Raw genomic sequence first — 15806 nt, forward strand, 5'->3', positions numbered from 1 at the left:
CAGGTTTTGCTTCATGGATCGCATCGTTCGCTCGGGGTATTCAGAATAACAGACCGCCTTATTGCGACAGAACCGATGATGTTAGGGCAGGCCGACTCTCCTTCTACGCATTGATCTATTCGATCGCTGAAGCGTCGTATAACTTATCACACAATCGCAAAATCTTTTTGAGGGATTGTGGCGCAACCAGCATCTCGTAGTGTATCGCTATATCGACATCTATGATATAAAAATCATCAATTTGCTGACTCCATTCATTCCAATAGTTTGTGCTGTCCACAACTGGAAGGTCGGCGTTGGCGTGCAACACCATGAACGGCAAGTAGGAACCGAAGAGTATGCCGTTTCTATTTCGGAAGTAATAGCACCGTACTGCGTCTCGATGAGGCAATGGGAGCACCTCATAATGCTCGCTCTGTACAGCATCGAAATAGCGAGAAAGCTGCAACACACGATCGCGTATCTGCGCTTTATTCTTATTGTCTCCGCGGTCGAAGGCGCTGGTTATAAGTGAGTCGAGAAACTCCGGATATTCCAACGACGTGTCAACGTCGTCGCGATGTAACATTAACGTAGCGTCATTTCTACGCAGCATAAGATTGACGGCGCGGAAAGCACTGACCTTCGAAATCTCCTCCACCTCAGTCTGCTTGCAGCCTGCTAAAGCGGTAGCCCGATTGCTGGCCTGCGCATCGAGGGAATCGAGCATCACTAGCGTAGCAACTTCTGCACCCTGTAACTGCAACTGTCGTACCACTTCATAAGCAAGCAATCCACCTAAGGAAAACCCACCGATATCGTAAGGGCCTTCTGGCTGGACCGCGCGAATAATTGACGCATAGTATGTGCCTCTCGCCTGCTGACCGACCAGAATATCGCCTTCAATATAGCCCTTCGGACGAATACCGTAGAAAGGTCTCTGACAGCGCTGTGCTATCGCTTGGTATGCTTCAATACCACCATTCGCATGATGTATCCAAAATACTGGACGTCCGTCTACGACGCTATTCATTTGGATCAGCTCCGGGAAAATTGCCGATGCTTGGTCTGGAATGTCTACGCCGACAATCAACTGCGCCAGTGCTTGCGGTTGGGTTCGCTCGAAGTGATCGATCAAATCGTCAATGGTGGGCACTTCAAAGAATAGGGTACTGCCGATATTAGAGAAAACTTTTCGCAGCTGACTAGTTAACTGTACTACTAAGATAGAATCGATACCGTAACGCTCTAACGGAACGGAAGTTTCGATCTGATCCGTCGGAATGCGTATGGTGTCGCTGACCAACTGCTTGAAGTAGTGTCGCGCCTTCTCTCGTTGAACTCGACGATCTTTCGCTGTCTGCTGAGCAGGCTTAACCGAGGCGGCAATCCTAATCGGACCGGAAGCGGCCCGTGTGGACGAGGCAAGCGGCGCTGTCGTCTGCGTCGCTGCGCCTGGCGACTGGACCAAAGCGGTCAATTGTCTAACCACGCCATCGCTTTCGGCAACAATGATCTGCTGGCCCATGATATGGGCAGCCTCGGCAGGGAAGGCTAGGCTATGGAAACCCTCGCTTTCCAGAACCTGCTGCCAGACACGCGGGTATAGGCCGGGCGAGCCGGGAATGCGCAGCTCGGAATCGTCATATAACCACCAGCCTTCCAGCAGGCCGAAAGTCAGATGACTGAAGAGGACATTATCGCTCAGTTCGTTCAGCAGCAGCAGGCCATTTCGGCGCATTGCCGCCTTCGCATTACGGATGGTGTTGCGGATATTACGCGTGGCGTGTAAGACATTCGTGGCAATCACCACGTCGAAGCCGCCGGATGGGATATTCTGCCCGGCAAGAGGCTTGCTAACATCGAACAGGCGGTAAGTGAGATAGGGATTGTCGGTGCCGTATTCGCGATCGGCATGCATGAGGAAAGCTTTGGACAGATCGGTGTAGCAGTACTCCTCGATATTAGCCTGGAAGCGCCGTAGCTTGGGAAAGAGCACGGCACTTGTGCCACCGGTGCCGGCGCCGATTTCCAAAATTCGTATCCGCGCCTCCGGGTCGCGCGCTAGCCTTTGCTCCAAATGGGCCTGCAACACGTCCGACAACACCTCGTTGAAGTAATCCGCAACCAGGTTGTTCTTGTAAATTCCTTCAACCAGCTTCAATGACGAATTCGGGAACATCACATCAGTCGCCAAGCGTTTTCGCGCGATGATATCGGGCAGAGCGCGCAGCATGATTTCTACCAACTGCACTTGAGCACGGCGGTTCTTATCCTGCAACCACAGCGCTGTTTGGTGGTCCCAGGCGCGCCAGGCTGCTGCTGCGTCTAATGCACGCGCTGGTACATATAGGTCGCCATCACCGCGTAGCAAGCCGTGACGTAGCAATACCACGATACTCTCATCCATCCAGCGCCGGTACAGCGACGGCATTACGCCGCGCGTGTCAGCGACACTGCTACCAGAGTCCGAAAACAACCCTGCCTCGCGCAACTGGACAAGCAGCAGGGTTGCCAGCAGTGTGTCCATTTCGCTCATCTGCGAGCCCATCTTTGTGCGCATCGCGAGCACCTGCTCCGGCTGTGACTGGAAGTTTTGTAGCGTCTGGCAAACGAGTGGGGTTAGCTCTTCACGATACACCGTGACACGCTGATCCATACTCATCGCTTCCATGGCAGGCAAGCGTGTGGCTTTGACGAGCGCCGCTTGTCGGCCAGGGCTCGCCAGCAACGTTTCCAGCGCTGCCATTGCCTCAGGCGCTTCAATCGATGCCAGTCCGGCTTGCGCCATGCGTTGCTGGTAGTCCGGGCTAGCGACAACGCCAACCGTTCCCCAATAGCCCCAGTTCATCACTTTGCAGTTCACGCCGAGATGCCGGTCGATGAAATGCGCGAACGTATCGTTGAAGGTGCTACCGGCGGCATAGTTGTTCTGGCCCGGCATCCTCGCGAAGGATTGAATTGATGAGAAAAACAACATGAAATCCAACGGTTCTCCGCCGAACACCTGCGCCATGCGCACGGCGACGTCCACCTTGGCACGGTAGCTGGCCAAGAAGCGTTGCTCGTCCATTCTCGCGAGCGCCTGATCCTGCAGCACGATGGTAGAGTGCACGACCCCGTGTATCGTACCGAATAATCGCCTAATCTCACCGGCCGCCGCTTGTAGCGCGTGCTGGTCGGTTGCATCTGCAACGATGTAGTGCGGCCGCGGACCCAACCCGTCCAAGGTGGCCAGCCGGTCCGTGATCCGCGCGTCGGCCTGCCTGCGGCCTATCCAGATAATGCGGGCTTGATAACGGCGGATCATGTATTCGCTCCATGCTGCGCCCACGCCACCCGCTCCGCCGATCACTACATAGACTCCCGAATGTCGCGATAGACCGTGCGACGCCTCCTGCGAAATCTGCTCTAGGAGACTGAGGCGGTGCCATTGCGATTTACGCAGCACCCACGAATCGCCTCGCGCGTCGAAAGGCAGACCCAAGATCGTTTCGAACGGCATGTCGCTGCCGGCCTCCAGATCAACGATCCTGACGCCCCAATGTGGGTACTCCTTGGCTATGGATCCGAACAGGCCGTGCAGGCCTGCATCCACCGGGTGCACAGGATCCAGGCGGTCCACGGGGAGCGCCTGTGTAGTCAGTACGGTGAAATGCATCTTGCGTGCGTCGCAGCCATTGGCTAGCATGGCTTTTAGCAAGCGGAAGGCCGCAATCGTTCCGCGCTGTTGCCGATTTAGAAGCTCGTCGCTCCACTCTTCCGGCAACGTGTGCCGATCACCGATCCAGAGCAGATGGTCGAATTCGCCTAGTCCTGCTAGCTTGGCGGATATCTGGTCGATGCTGTCGTAGGCGTTCAGTGCCAACAACCGCAGTTGTGGGCAGATCCGCAGCATCGAACTTTGCACTTCGGTATCCGCGCCCACCAACACCATACGCCCGACGAAGGTCTGCGCGGCCGGCAGTGGCTGAGCGTCCCATACTGGTTGCAACATCAGCGAAAAAGTCTGATCAACCTGTGGCACTGGGTCTAGCAAGCGTGAGCTGTAGCCCTGCATGCGCACGCACACCATTCCGGTGTCGTCACACAGGTCGATATCGAATTTTTCTAAACCGACGCGCTTGTTGCAACGTCGTACCACTGCCCACATCGCGACGGTGCAAGGCGCGTAGACCTCTAGCCCTTCCAGCGCGAAAGGCAGCGCAGTGCGCGCGGATCGGTTTTCGTCTAACAGCAAGCCGATGGAGGATTGGATTGCTGAATCAAGCATGGACGGGTGCAGCAGATAGCTGCTGTCCGCAGTCCCCACCGGCATGCTTAAACGAGCCAGTGCTAGATCCACGCCAACCTGTATTTCTGCTACTGCTTGCAGCCGTGGTCCATGTTCGATGCCCATGTTCCTGAGCGCCTTGTAGCACTGCTGCCCGGATACGTGCGTTAGGCTACAGCTCTCACGCACCGCGGTTAGATCCACCTGCGGGGAGCTTGCTGCCAGGGTCTGCACAAAACCTTGCGTGTAGACATGGTCGGTTTGATCCACATCGCTGATCCTGAACTCGAAGCGGTTGTCGGCAAGTGGTGTTAGCTCCAGCGTCAGTTCCGGTATGGCTTGGCGAATTGCTACCGGTCGAAGCCAGACCACATCAGACAAACGGACACCGACGTGCTGCTCGGTCCGGGCGGCAAACGCACGTCGCGCCAGCTCAAGCGAAATCACTCCGGGCAAGATCTGCTGCTGGCAGACCATGTGGTCCAGGAGGAAAAACTCGTTGCCTGCAAAGCGAATGCGGGAAGTGTTACCAGCCTTGGGGATATTCAATGGTTCTGCGAGAGTTGCCAGTGTCTCGTCGCTCACCCAGTAGCGGTCGCGCTTAAATGGATAGGTTGGCAACGGTAGGCGGCTGTAGCCTTGCGCAGCAAAAAGCGGAGCGAAATCCGGCTCCACGCCACTACAGTAGGCCGCCGCCAGCAGCGAAAGTTCGTTCTGATACGCGTGGGACGTTGTGCTATCCGGCGACGCCGGTGCGGGTGGTTGCGCCTCCTCCAGCCAGGACGTCAGTACGAGAGTGAGGTCCTCAATGCTAGACACGACCCAGGCCAGCCGGTTCTCAAAGTGCTTGCGCCCCATCAGCAGGGTAAAGCTTAGATTGCCGCAATCGGTTTGCGGGAAACTGCGGCAATATACCAGCATTTGCTCGACCTGCCTGCGCAGTTGGGGCTGGCCACGTGCTGACAACGTAATGAGGTAGGCTGAAGCTTCCCGGTGCCGCCGTGTATTCTTTGGCGCTTCAGCGATTACTAAGTGTGCGTTGCTTCCGCCAAGACCAAACGAACTGATTGCAGCCATGCGTCTTTTGCTTGTCGCCGGCCAAGGCAGGAGCTGAGTATTGACGAAGAACGGACTTTGCTCGAACTGTATCGCGGGATTGCCTTGTCGATAATTCAGTGACGGCGGAATCAGTTGGTGCTGCAAGGACAGTAGAACCTTGATCACGCCGGCGACGCCGGCGGCGTATTGGCTATGACCTAGATTGGTCTTGATCGAACCCAGCGCACAGTACTGCCTCTCGTCGCTGTCTGCTCGGAAAGCCTTGGTCAACGCGCCAAATTCTATTGGGTCGCCCAGCCGTGTCCCTGTCCCGTGCGCCTCCATCATCTGGATTTGGCAGGCGTCTATGCCGAAGCGATCGTAGATCCGACGTAGCAGCGCCTCCTGGGATTTACCGCTCGGCGCAGTAATGCCGTTGGTGGTGCCGTCCTGGTTCGTGCCGGAACCGACAATTACGCCGTAGATGTGGTCACCATCGGCGAATGCTTGGGATAACCGCTTCAGCACCAGTACGCCCACGCCCTCGCCAGGCACGAAGCCGTCGGCGCTAGCGTCGAAAGTATGGCAGCGGCCACTGGTTGAGAGCATGCCGGCGCTGTTAGCCGCGCTATAGAGTTTGGGCGTGGCTTGGAGGAAGACACCACCGGCGAGCGCCATGCTGGTTTCGCCGCTGCGCAAGTCCTTGCATGCAAGGTCGATCGCGACCAGCGAGCTTGAGCATGCGCTGTCGATTGACAGCGTCGGACCTTTGAGGTCCAGGTAGTAAGCGATCCGCGAGGGGATTACCGAGGCCATGTTACCCCATAGCGATTGCGCCGAGGGCTTGTCGCGGAACAAATCCTGGTAGTCGCCACTGCAGCAACCTACGTACACGCCGCAGTCCGTGCCAGCAATTTGCGTGCTGGCATAGCCTGCGTTTTCAAGCGCTTTCCAAGCTTCCTGCAAGAAGTGCCGCTGCTGTGGATCCATGTAGGTGGCTTCCACACCAGAGATGTTGAAAAACAGTGGATCAAATTCCTCGATACCTTCAATGAAACTTCCATGGCGGCACAGGTCAGGTTTCGTATGCTCATCGGGTAATGGCCAGCGCGTGACCGGCTCGATAAGGTCATGCCCTTGAGCCAAATGCTCCCACAAGGAATTCACATCGTCCGAGCGACAAAAACGGCCGCTGATACCGATGATCGCGATATCGTCGTCACGGGCAGGCGTGTTACGCACGTGCTCGTTCGCCGGCAATGGCGCAAGGCCCGGCACATACCGCTGCGTGCCAGGAGATGGCGCGGCGGGACCCGTATATTGCGAGACAAGGAACGCTTTGAGCCGATTGACCGAGCTGTAGTCGAACAGGCAAGTGGTTTCGAGTTGCAGGTCGAGCGCGGCATTCAGTGAATCAACCAGTTGTACGCCGAGAATGGAATCGAGTCCGTAGTCGGCGAAAGACTGGTCGGGATGGACTTCGTCTGGGCGGAGATCGAGCGACTCACACAGCTTGTTGACCAGCGTCTGCTTGATGAAGTCGTGCACCTCAATGGTGACCTCCGTCGCGAGCAGTCCGAGTGTCTGCTCGGCTGCATGCGCCGGGGCATTTAAGGAGGGCGGCGGGGTGACGGCCGCCGTGGTCGTGGCGGTGTGTCCGCCATCGCGGTACTTCTCCGCGATCCAGTAGGTGTTGCGTGCATATGGATAGGTGGGCAGGCTCACACGACGCGGACGCGCGCCCTGGTGCAGCGATGCCCAGTCCGTATGCTGGCCGTCCACCCACAGACGCGCCCGTGTCGCTATGTCCGTATCCCCCACGGCGCGCTCCAGTGCCTCCAGACGCTCGCCACTCTGCGTCACCTGGCCCAGGTAGAAACCCTCGAATTTGGTGTCGCCAGCCAGATATTGCTCCAGCTTAGCCGTCAGCTCGGGTACGCTTCTGACCACGCAGGCGAGCCGATATGCCATGGGCTCGCGCCCTACTTGCAGCGTATATGCAATATCTTCCAGGCTTGCGCCGTCGATCGTAGTCGGGGTCAGCAACGTGGCCAGTTCCGCTACGGTGCGGCACTCACGCCATGACGCGTCCGGGAACGCCAATCCGGCGTCCTCCTTCAGACGCTCTATCAGCCGCAGCAGTTCGAACTCGCCAACGCCGTACTGTGCCAAATCGATGTCCGGCTCAATCTGTTCGGTCGCCACGTGTAGAAGCGTCGCCAGGTAACCGGCAATCACACCTTCAATGCCGAAGGCCGGGGCTACATCGATGCGATTTAGGAACGTAAGCAAGCGCGCCGCGCGACCGCGCAACGCCGTTTCAGTGCGAGCCGACAACACGATCGCGCTCGGTGCCACCCCAGCCAGTTGTACGGGTGTCGGCGTGGCCACATATTCTTCCAAAACGATGTGCGCGTTAGCGCCGCCGGCACCGAAAGAGCTGACCGCAGCACGCAACGGCCATTCGCCTTGAGGGCCTGACATGCGTCGCCATGGGGCCAGCGTGCGTTGGAGGACAAACGGTGTGTCCTCGAAGTCGATGTTTGGATTCACCGTGTCGGCATGCAGGCTGGGCACCAGTTGGCGATGCTTCATTTGCAGCACGATTTTAGTCAGTCCGGCGATGCCGGCAGCGGCTTCCAGATGGCCGACGTTTGACTTGGCCGACCCGATCGCACAGAAACCAACGTCTTCGGTGTCGCTGCGGAAAGCTTGTGTCAGCGCCTCGATCTCGATGGGATCGCCCATCTCAGTGCCGGTGCCGTGGGCCTCAAGGAAGCCAATGCTGCGGGCGCTCACGGCCGCCTTTTCAAACGCGGTACGCACCAAGGCGCGCTGCGCAGCGGGATTCGGCACGGTATAACCATGGGTTTTGCCACCATGGTTGACGTGGCTGCTAATAATCAAGGCGTGAATCTGGTCGCCATCGGCCTGCGCCTGCGCCAGCGGTTTGAGCAGCAAGCAGCCGACACCTTCGCCGGGCACGAAGCCGTTGCCGCCAGCGCCGAAGCTCTTGCAGCGACCATCGGCGGACAACATCTGCGAGGCACTCAGCTCGACGAAGCTGGACGGATGCAGGTAGAGGTTGACGCCGCCCGCGATTGCGAGCGCACAGTCGCCGTCACGCAGGGCCTGGCACGCATGGTGGATCGCGGTAAGAGACGAAGAGCACATTGTATCCAGCGGCATGCTGGGACCATTCAGATTTAGCGTGTAGGAAACCCGATTGGCCACAGAACTGAAACTGGTGCGCGGGTGCAAGGTCTCGCCATCGCGCCACAGCGCGGGACCGTACAGGTTGAAACCGGTCTTGGTAATACCGGCGTACACGCCCACACGGCAGCCGTATTGCGCCTCCAGCGTCTCCTTTGTGATAGCGGCGTCCTCCAACGCGTCCCAGCACGCCTGCATAAACAGTCGCTCCTGGGGGTCCATGGCCATCGCCTCGCGCGGTGAGATGCCGAAGAAAAGGGGGTCGAATTCGGCAAATCCATCGATGAAACCGCCCCACTTGCCGTAGCTCTTACCTTGGGCAACCGCTTTCTTGCGGTCTGGTTCGAAGAAACCCTCCAGTGGCCAGCGATCAGGGGGAATCTCGTCGACGCAGTCCAGGGCCTCGCGCAAGTTGTGCCAAAACTCCGTCAGCGAGGCTGCTTTCGGGTAGCGACCGCTCATGCCAATGATGGCGATGGCGTGGTCACGCGCCTTGGACGGTACCGCCATCGCGTTCGGTGCGGTATGTGACGACTCATGAACGACAGGGTCCACCGCGTCTGTCAAAACCGCATCGACTCCGCACCACCGTTGGCTCGACACGGTATGCTGGGCGAGAAGGTAATTTGCAAGGGCGGCCAACGTCCGGTGTTCGTAAAGCAAGGTTTTAGGCAGGCCATCGTAGATCTTGGCGAGGCGCTGGTTTAAACGCGTGATCATCAATGAATCGATGCCGTAGGTCTCCAGTGGTTCCAGCGCATCGAGTTTCTCGGGACGGTAGCGCGTGCACTCGGCAAACACCGCTTTCAGACGTGCTAGCAGCGTCGGCAGCAGGCTAGGGCTTTCAACCGCCTCTACAGTAGAAGCACCCGACGGGCTCCAGTATTTTGGGAAGCCAGGATATTCAGATTGGTTTAGTAGCCCAAGGAATTTAATCAGATCACCAGCGGCAACCACGACTTGTGCCCGTTTGCATGCAAGCGCCTGGTAGAAAGCTGCAAAACCTTGTGCAACCCCAATGGGCACAAGGCCCAGATTATCGCGCAGCGCACGCAGTGTTTCGGCGTCAACCTGCATACCACCATCCGTCCATAGCGGCCAGTTGATGGAAACACTGCGGCGCGCCTGCATGGCCCGGTGATCGAGGAAGGCATTGGCAAGCGCATAGTCGGCTTGGCCAACGTTGCCGAGCACGCCGGCGATTGAGGAAAAGCTGACGAACAGTTCAAGCGGCAACGCGCGGCTGGCGCGCTCAAGGTTTAGCAGGCCGCGCACCTTCGGGGCACACACCGTCGCCAGGTCGCCCACCTGCTTGTGAAGTGCAAACCCGTCGCGCCGTACACCAGCCGCGTGCAAGATGCCAGTGAGGGTGCCGAATTCTCTTTGTAGTCCATGCAGCACGGCCTCGACCGCGGCGGCGTCCGTAACGTCCAGCACCCGCAAATGCAACTGGGGCCCGAGCTTTTTAAGGGCGGCACGATCCGCCGCGGTCCATGGCGACCGCGAGGTTAGCACCACGTGCGCTTGAGGCGCATGGCGCAGTATCTCACTCGCAAACAGTGCGGCGAGGCCGCCAGCGCCGCCAGTAAACAGATAGACGCCTCCCTCGCGCCAGGGGGTAGGCGCGGCGGTCGCAGGCTCAGGCAGCGCCACGTATCGGAGGGCCGCACGCTTGCCATCACGGTAACGCACCGCGGCAGCACCACGATGTGCCCGTTCGGTGGCCAGGAGCACAGCCAAGTCTTTGGATGCGAGGCGCCCGCTGTCGACACCGATCACCTGGGTACGGACGCGCGGATTTTCCTGTTCAATCGTGCGCAGTAGCGCGGCGAGACCAAACAACGCCTCATCCTCAGGCACCGTAACGACCACGAGCTGCACCAGCAGCGGCGTCGAGACCGGCTCACGCAATGGCTCGCGAACGGCCTCCAGTACTTGGGCTGCCAAAGCCTCGTAGCGCTGGCCAATGTCACCTTCGCCCTGAACCAACACTTTACTGCGCGGGTAGCCCGGCAGTTGCGCTACGTCTACGCTTGCGGCTTTTAACGAAGCGTCCAGCAATATGAGCCACGCCCCCGCAACCGGGGCAATGGGCTCCGATTCCAATGGCGCTTCACGCCATTCCGGAGTGTAAAGACACACACTCGCCATGGATTGTGCCGTGGCGCCGTCAAGTTCTGCCTTGAGCCGGTGTAGGCTCTCGGCCTTGTCGATCTGACCGCTCTTCAAGTCTTGCAAGATTTGCTGCACAGTATTCATTGTCATCTCCAGTTCACTCGGTCACTCTGCGTAACCATGAGCGGCCAGCACATCCATCGCTTCGTCGACGCTCACGGCGTCGGTCAGCACGTCATCCAGCATTTTCGAGAGGGTCGCGTCGTCAAGTTTCTGATCCTGCGCCGGGATCCAATGACGCGACCTTGCGAAGGGGTAGGTCGGCAGTGCCACTCGTTGAGGCAGCACGGCATAACATGGTGTCCAGTCGACTTCAGCGCCGCCCACCCATTCCTGTAGAGACTTGTGCAGCGCACGTCCGGCAGTCGTGGCTTGCGGTGCTTCTGCCCCGCGTGGCGCGGAGCCGCGCAACACGCCCTCGCTATAGCCGTCGAGGTAGTCGGACAGTAGGGTAGCAAGCTCGGTCATCGAGGCCACCTTGAAAGCAAGGCGCTCAGTCATTGGCTCGCGGCCCACCTGCAGGGTGTAGGCGATGCGCTCGATCAGACCCGGCTCGTGCCTACGCGCTTGAACGCAGGCAAGCAGCCTGCGCGCTGCATCGCGTAGCTGAGCCTCGGTGCGCGCCGACAGCACGATGGCATAGGGTCCCGGATTCAGAGGCTGGGCCGGCGCATCAGCGACGTACTCCTCAAGGACCATATGTGCGTTTGCTCCGCCGAAGCCGAAGCTGCTGACGCCGGCGCGTCGTGGCAGCGTCCGACCCGTGGCGTCGGTCAGCCGCGGCCAAAGCGTGTGGTCACGCACGATGGAGAACGGGCTGCCCTCCAGTTCGATGTACGGATTGATCGGCTCGCAATGCAGGCTCGCTGGCAAAGCGCCGTGCTGCATGGCCAGCAATACCTTGAGCACGCCGGCCACGCCGGCAGCCGATTCGAGGTGGCCAATATTGGACTTCACGGAACCGATGGCGCAATTGCCAGGCGCGAGCGGCGCACCTCCCTCATTCGCCTGCAACTGCGCATAGGCGAGCTTCAGGCCGTTGATCTCGACCGGATCGCCCAGATTGGTGCCCGTGCCGTGCGCCTCGACGTAGCCGATGCTGGACGGATCGATGCCGCGCATGGCCCGCATGATCAGATCGGCCTGCGCGCGCGTGTTCGGCGCCGTGAGTGAGTTGGCGCGCCCGCCATGATTCTCGGCACTGCCGAGAATCACACCCAAGATCGCGTCGCCATCCCGCTCAGCTTGGCGCAGTGGCTTGAGCAACAGCGCAGCCACGCCTTCACCACGCACATATCCGTCGGCTCTTGCAGAGAAGGTCTTGCACTGTCCTTCGGGACTGAGCATGCCTGCCTTATAAGCGCCGACGAAGGTATCGGCGCTAAGCGTGAGGTTGACGCCACCAGCGATCACCATCTCACACTGGCCTGAGCGGATGCTTTCCACAGCGCGGTGGAGGGCGACGAGCGAGCTGGAGCACGCCGTATCGATGGCCTGGCTCGGCCCATGGATATCAAGAAAGAAGGACACGCGGTTAGCCAGCATCGAATGCGCGGTGCCGGTGGCCGTATAGGAATCGGTTGGCACACCGTTGGCGGTTAGGAGCGTTGCATAGTCAGTTGCACTTACCCCAACGTAGACACCGGTGCTCGCAGGCAGACGGCTGGCACGGTAGCCAGCATGCTCGACTGCGCTCCAGGCGGTCTCGAGGAAGATGCGGTGTTGCGGATCCATCAGTTGTGCTTCGGCTGGGGAAATATTGAAGAAAGCGGCGTCGAAGCGATCCACGTCGCTCAGGACACCCGCTCGGTGCGGGAAGTCGGCCGCCTGCATCAATCTGGCGTATGCGCCGGTGTAGCGACTCATCGGCAGGGACGCGATCGAATCTCGGCCCTCGCTCAGGTTCCGCCAGAACGCCTCAAGGTCGTCAGCCCCAGGCAGCCGCGCCGCGGCGCCGATGATGGCGACGGCTGTGTCGGACAACGCATCTCCGAGCGGCCTGAGGGTCTGCGATGTGGCCCGTGCAGGCGGGTTCACGGCGGCTGTGACCGGGGCGTGGACACGTGTCGACTGGCCGAGCTTCCAAAGCGCGTGCAACTTGGAACCGTGATGGGTCATCAGATGTCGCGTTAGTTGTTCGACATTCTCGACTTCGAAGAACACCGCAGGTGTGAGGCTGACGCCGATATCGGTGCCGATGGCCGAGGCGAGCTCGATCAAGGAGATAGAATCAAAGCCGAGGTTATGGAATGGCGTGCGCACGTTGATCTCGTCCGGCGCGAATTTCAGAATAGGCGCCATGCGGTTCAGGATGCGGGTGACTGCTTCAGCGCGAATCAGCGCAGCTTCCTCTTCCGGGCTCGGGATGGCCAATGCTGCCATGACTGACGTTACGGCTTGTGCGGGAGTTCCACGCGATGTCACGCTGGGCACCGCCGCGCTGGATATTGTGGGCAAGTCCAGCGCTCTCATTTGCATGCCCGACGCAGCAGCCCCGAAGCGCGCGCCGCGCAAAACTCCCACCACACGTCCTGCCTCGTCCAGCAAGTCGATGTCGCCGCTTTGACCACGGAACAAAAGGTGCCGCACCGTGCCGCCGTCAAAGCTGAGTTCGTCCACGCTCGACAGGCTCAGGCCAGCCCAGTCGGCCTGGCCGTGTTGCTGTGCAAGATAGTGCGCAACCTGCTGCAGCGCACCTAGCACGCTGGGCGGTAGACAGACTCCGGCGGCGCGGTAACGGGGCGTTCATTGTGCACCTCCTTCTGAAACCTGGATAAACATTGGGATCTGGCCTTCGACATCGTTGCGACACGGGCGATACTTGCGCGCCAGTGCTGCGGTAACCGCTTCGCTGTGCAGATCGATCGTCCGAATCTGCCATGGGGCATCAGGCACGACCTGCTCCGCAGGCAGAATCCGATCGTTGATCAAACGCCGGATCATGTAGTGAGTGACACCAAGCTCCTTCGCTGCCTCAGACATCGTCAGCCAGTCGCCATCCTTATCTGCCGACTTGTAGGCGTGGATATCGCGGACATGCCGTACAGATCTGACACGATGTGCGGTCCAGGTCTTGCCCTGTCCTGTGCGTATTCCCATGCGGTTCAGTGATGCAGCAATGTCCTCGTCGGACCATCGGGTTACCATGCTGCGAATAACCGCGAGCGCTTCGTCTGACGTACTGCAGCCATGCTCGCCAGTTCGCGGCCTGCGAATCCGTAGCCGGGAATGTTGACCGCCTTGCCAGTGGATCGTCAGAATGATTTCGCGTGTAGCCTCGTCGACGTCGGCAACGATATCGACGATGAGCGCGCGAACAAGCTGTTGACGTGTGCGCATGGCGACGCTCGGTGCATTCCACGCAGCATGAAGATCTTCGGCGAGCTTCGTAAAGTCAGGCAGGGGAGCCTGCGCCTTTGGTGCAGTCACCGTCTCCACGCGCGTCTGGCAGGCCTGTACACGACGTAATGCCGCTTCCCAGTTCTTCTCCAGCTGCGCGGCAATCAGGCGGTTCTCGGGATCACAGGCGGCGTAGCGCCGCTCAGCCAGCGTGGCCTCGTACTGGGCCTGCTGCAGTTCGAGTTCCACGATCTGTTGCTGCTCGTTCAGGGTATCCATGTGCATTTGCTCAGCCTGTTGTGCCGCTTCGATCGCCAATGGCTCCACGACGCGCAGAAGCTCCTTGCTGACAGTCGCATCGATACGGGAACCACCGAACCTCATACATCGCGCTGACGTGTCGAAGCGGTCACACCGGTACACGGCCTGCGGGATACGTCCAGCGTAGGCCACCGACAGGCGACGTCCACAGCGTGCGCAGGCAAGCAGGCCAGCGAGCAGCGCGCGGCCACCACGACCGGATTTTACGTCGCCCGCCTTGCCGTAAGCATTTGTCGCGAGCTTCTTCTGGTTGCGTTCAAACTCCGCCCAGTCGATGTAGCCTTCGTGGTGTTCCCGGAGCATGACGTCCCAGTTCTCAAACGGCTTGCGGTGCTTGTAGCTCTTGCGTGCCCGGCCTTCGACGATCGTCATCTGCTTGCCGCTCTTGCCATACGCGTAGACACCAGCATAGAACGGATTCTTGAGCACCGAAATCACGTTACGGTAGCGTATTGGAGTCCAGTCGACCCGCGTCAGCGTCCGGCCGTCAGAGGGGCGCGGGAAGTGGACCTGTTCAGCGTTCATCGACAGCAGAACCTGCCGCGCGCTGCCCAGTTGCCGGAAACGAGTAAAAATCAGGCGTATGACTTCCTGCAACCGTGCGTCTGGATCGAAACCCAGACCAACATCACGATGCCAGATATAGCCGACCGGCACGCTGATACGTAATTCACCACGGTGTGCCTTCTCTCGTTTGGCGTCGTGCATGCGCGTTCGAAGCACGTTGAGTTCGAATTCGCTGATGCTGCCCTTCATGCCAAGTAATAGCCGGTCATTTGCCCGGCAAGGATCGTACACACCGTCAAGGTCGATTACCCGCGCTTGAACGAGACCACAGAGCTCGAGCAGATGATGCCAGTCGCGTCCATTGCGGGCAAGGCGTGAGGCGTCCAGGCAAAGCACTGCGCCGACATCGCCTGCACACAATAACGCGACCAGACGATCAAAGCCCGGTCTCGCAACTGTGCCGCTCGCCGAGCGTCCCTGGTCGTCGTCGATGACTTCGACGTCGCGAAATCCATGTCGCTTTGCTTCCTGCACGAGGTCATACTGCCGGCGCCGGCTCTCGAGGTTCAGTTGGACCTGCGTTCGGCTGGACTGTCGGACATAAACTACCGCCTTGCGTTTAAGAAGATCTGCGGGCAAACGATCATCATTCGTCATCGTTACGCCCCTTCGCAGTCGGGATGCCCGCCGCCTGCATCAACAGGCATGCGAGATGCCTGAGCGTGTTTGCCCGTTGCACCGCGTTCATCCCCTGAAGCTCGACCGCGTCGAACATCAGGTTCATCTGGGGCGGCATCGACCGCGATAACTGTTGACCTGCTGGAACGACGTTTGGCAGATTGCCCATTGCGTTTCTCCCGGACGTTGGTGGAACCGTCCGGAGAGTTTCCCCGCAAATGCAGATCGACCAGCAATTGATGCAGATTATGCAGTGTCGCTACGGTAACTCTCGGTTCGCCGA

Annotated in this window: 4 protein-coding genes; all 4 read right to left on the minus strand. The window is 59.3% G+C overall.

The genetic code is table 11. The annotated features are described in order from the left end of the window. Positions 1–115: 115 nt before the first annotated feature. Positions 116–10762: an SDR family NAD(P)-dependent oxidoreductase gene (locus SJQ66_RS29170; protein WP_320534863.1), complete on the minus strand. Its 10647-nt coding sequence runs from the start codon at positions 10760–10762 to the stop codon at positions 116–118. A gap of 21 nt (positions 10763–10783) precedes the next feature. Continuing rightward, the gene (locus SJQ66_RS29175; protein ID WP_320534864.1) at positions 10784–13297 is read right to left on the minus strand and encodes a beta-ketoacyl synthase N-terminal-like domain-containing protein; all 2514 of its coding nucleotides are present in this window, start codon (positions 13295–13297) and stop codon (positions 10784–10786) included. Between the two features lie 126 nt (positions 13298–13423). Further along, complete coding sequence (locus tag SJQ66_RS29180) at positions 13424–15502, minus strand: recombinase family protein (protein ID WP_320534865.1); 2079 nt, start codon at positions 15500–15502, stop codon at positions 13424–13426. Next, positions 15492–15692 carry a hypothetical protein gene (locus tag SJQ66_RS29185; protein WP_320533730.1) on the minus strand — a complete coding sequence of 67 codons (201 nt, stop codon included), beginning with the start codon at positions 15690–15692 and terminating at the stop codon, positions 15492–15494. The genes SJQ66_RS29180 and SJQ66_RS29185 overlap by 11 nt, the downstream gene beginning before the upstream one ends. Between the last annotated feature and the right edge of the window lie 114 nt (positions 15693–15806).

This window comes from Robbsia andropogonis (assembly GCF_034047095.1).
Classification (GTDB): domain Bacteria; phylum Pseudomonadota; class Gammaproteobacteria; order Burkholderiales; family Burkholderiaceae; genus Robbsia; species Robbsia andropogonis.

Bases quoted from the DNA above. Each gene is read 5' to 3' on its own strand.
- SJQ66_RS29170 (WP_320534863.1), bottom strand. From the start codon at position 10,762: ATGAATACTGTGCAGCAAATCTTGCAAGACTTGAAGAGCGGTCAGATC.
- SJQ66_RS29185 (WP_320533730.1), bottom strand. From the start codon at position 15,692: ATGGGCAATCTGCCAAACGTCGTTCCAGCAGGTCAACAGTTATCGCGG.
- SJQ66_RS29180 (WP_320534865.1), bottom strand. From the start codon at position 15,502: ATGACGAATGATGATCGTTTGCCCGCAGATCTTCTTAAACGCAAGGCG.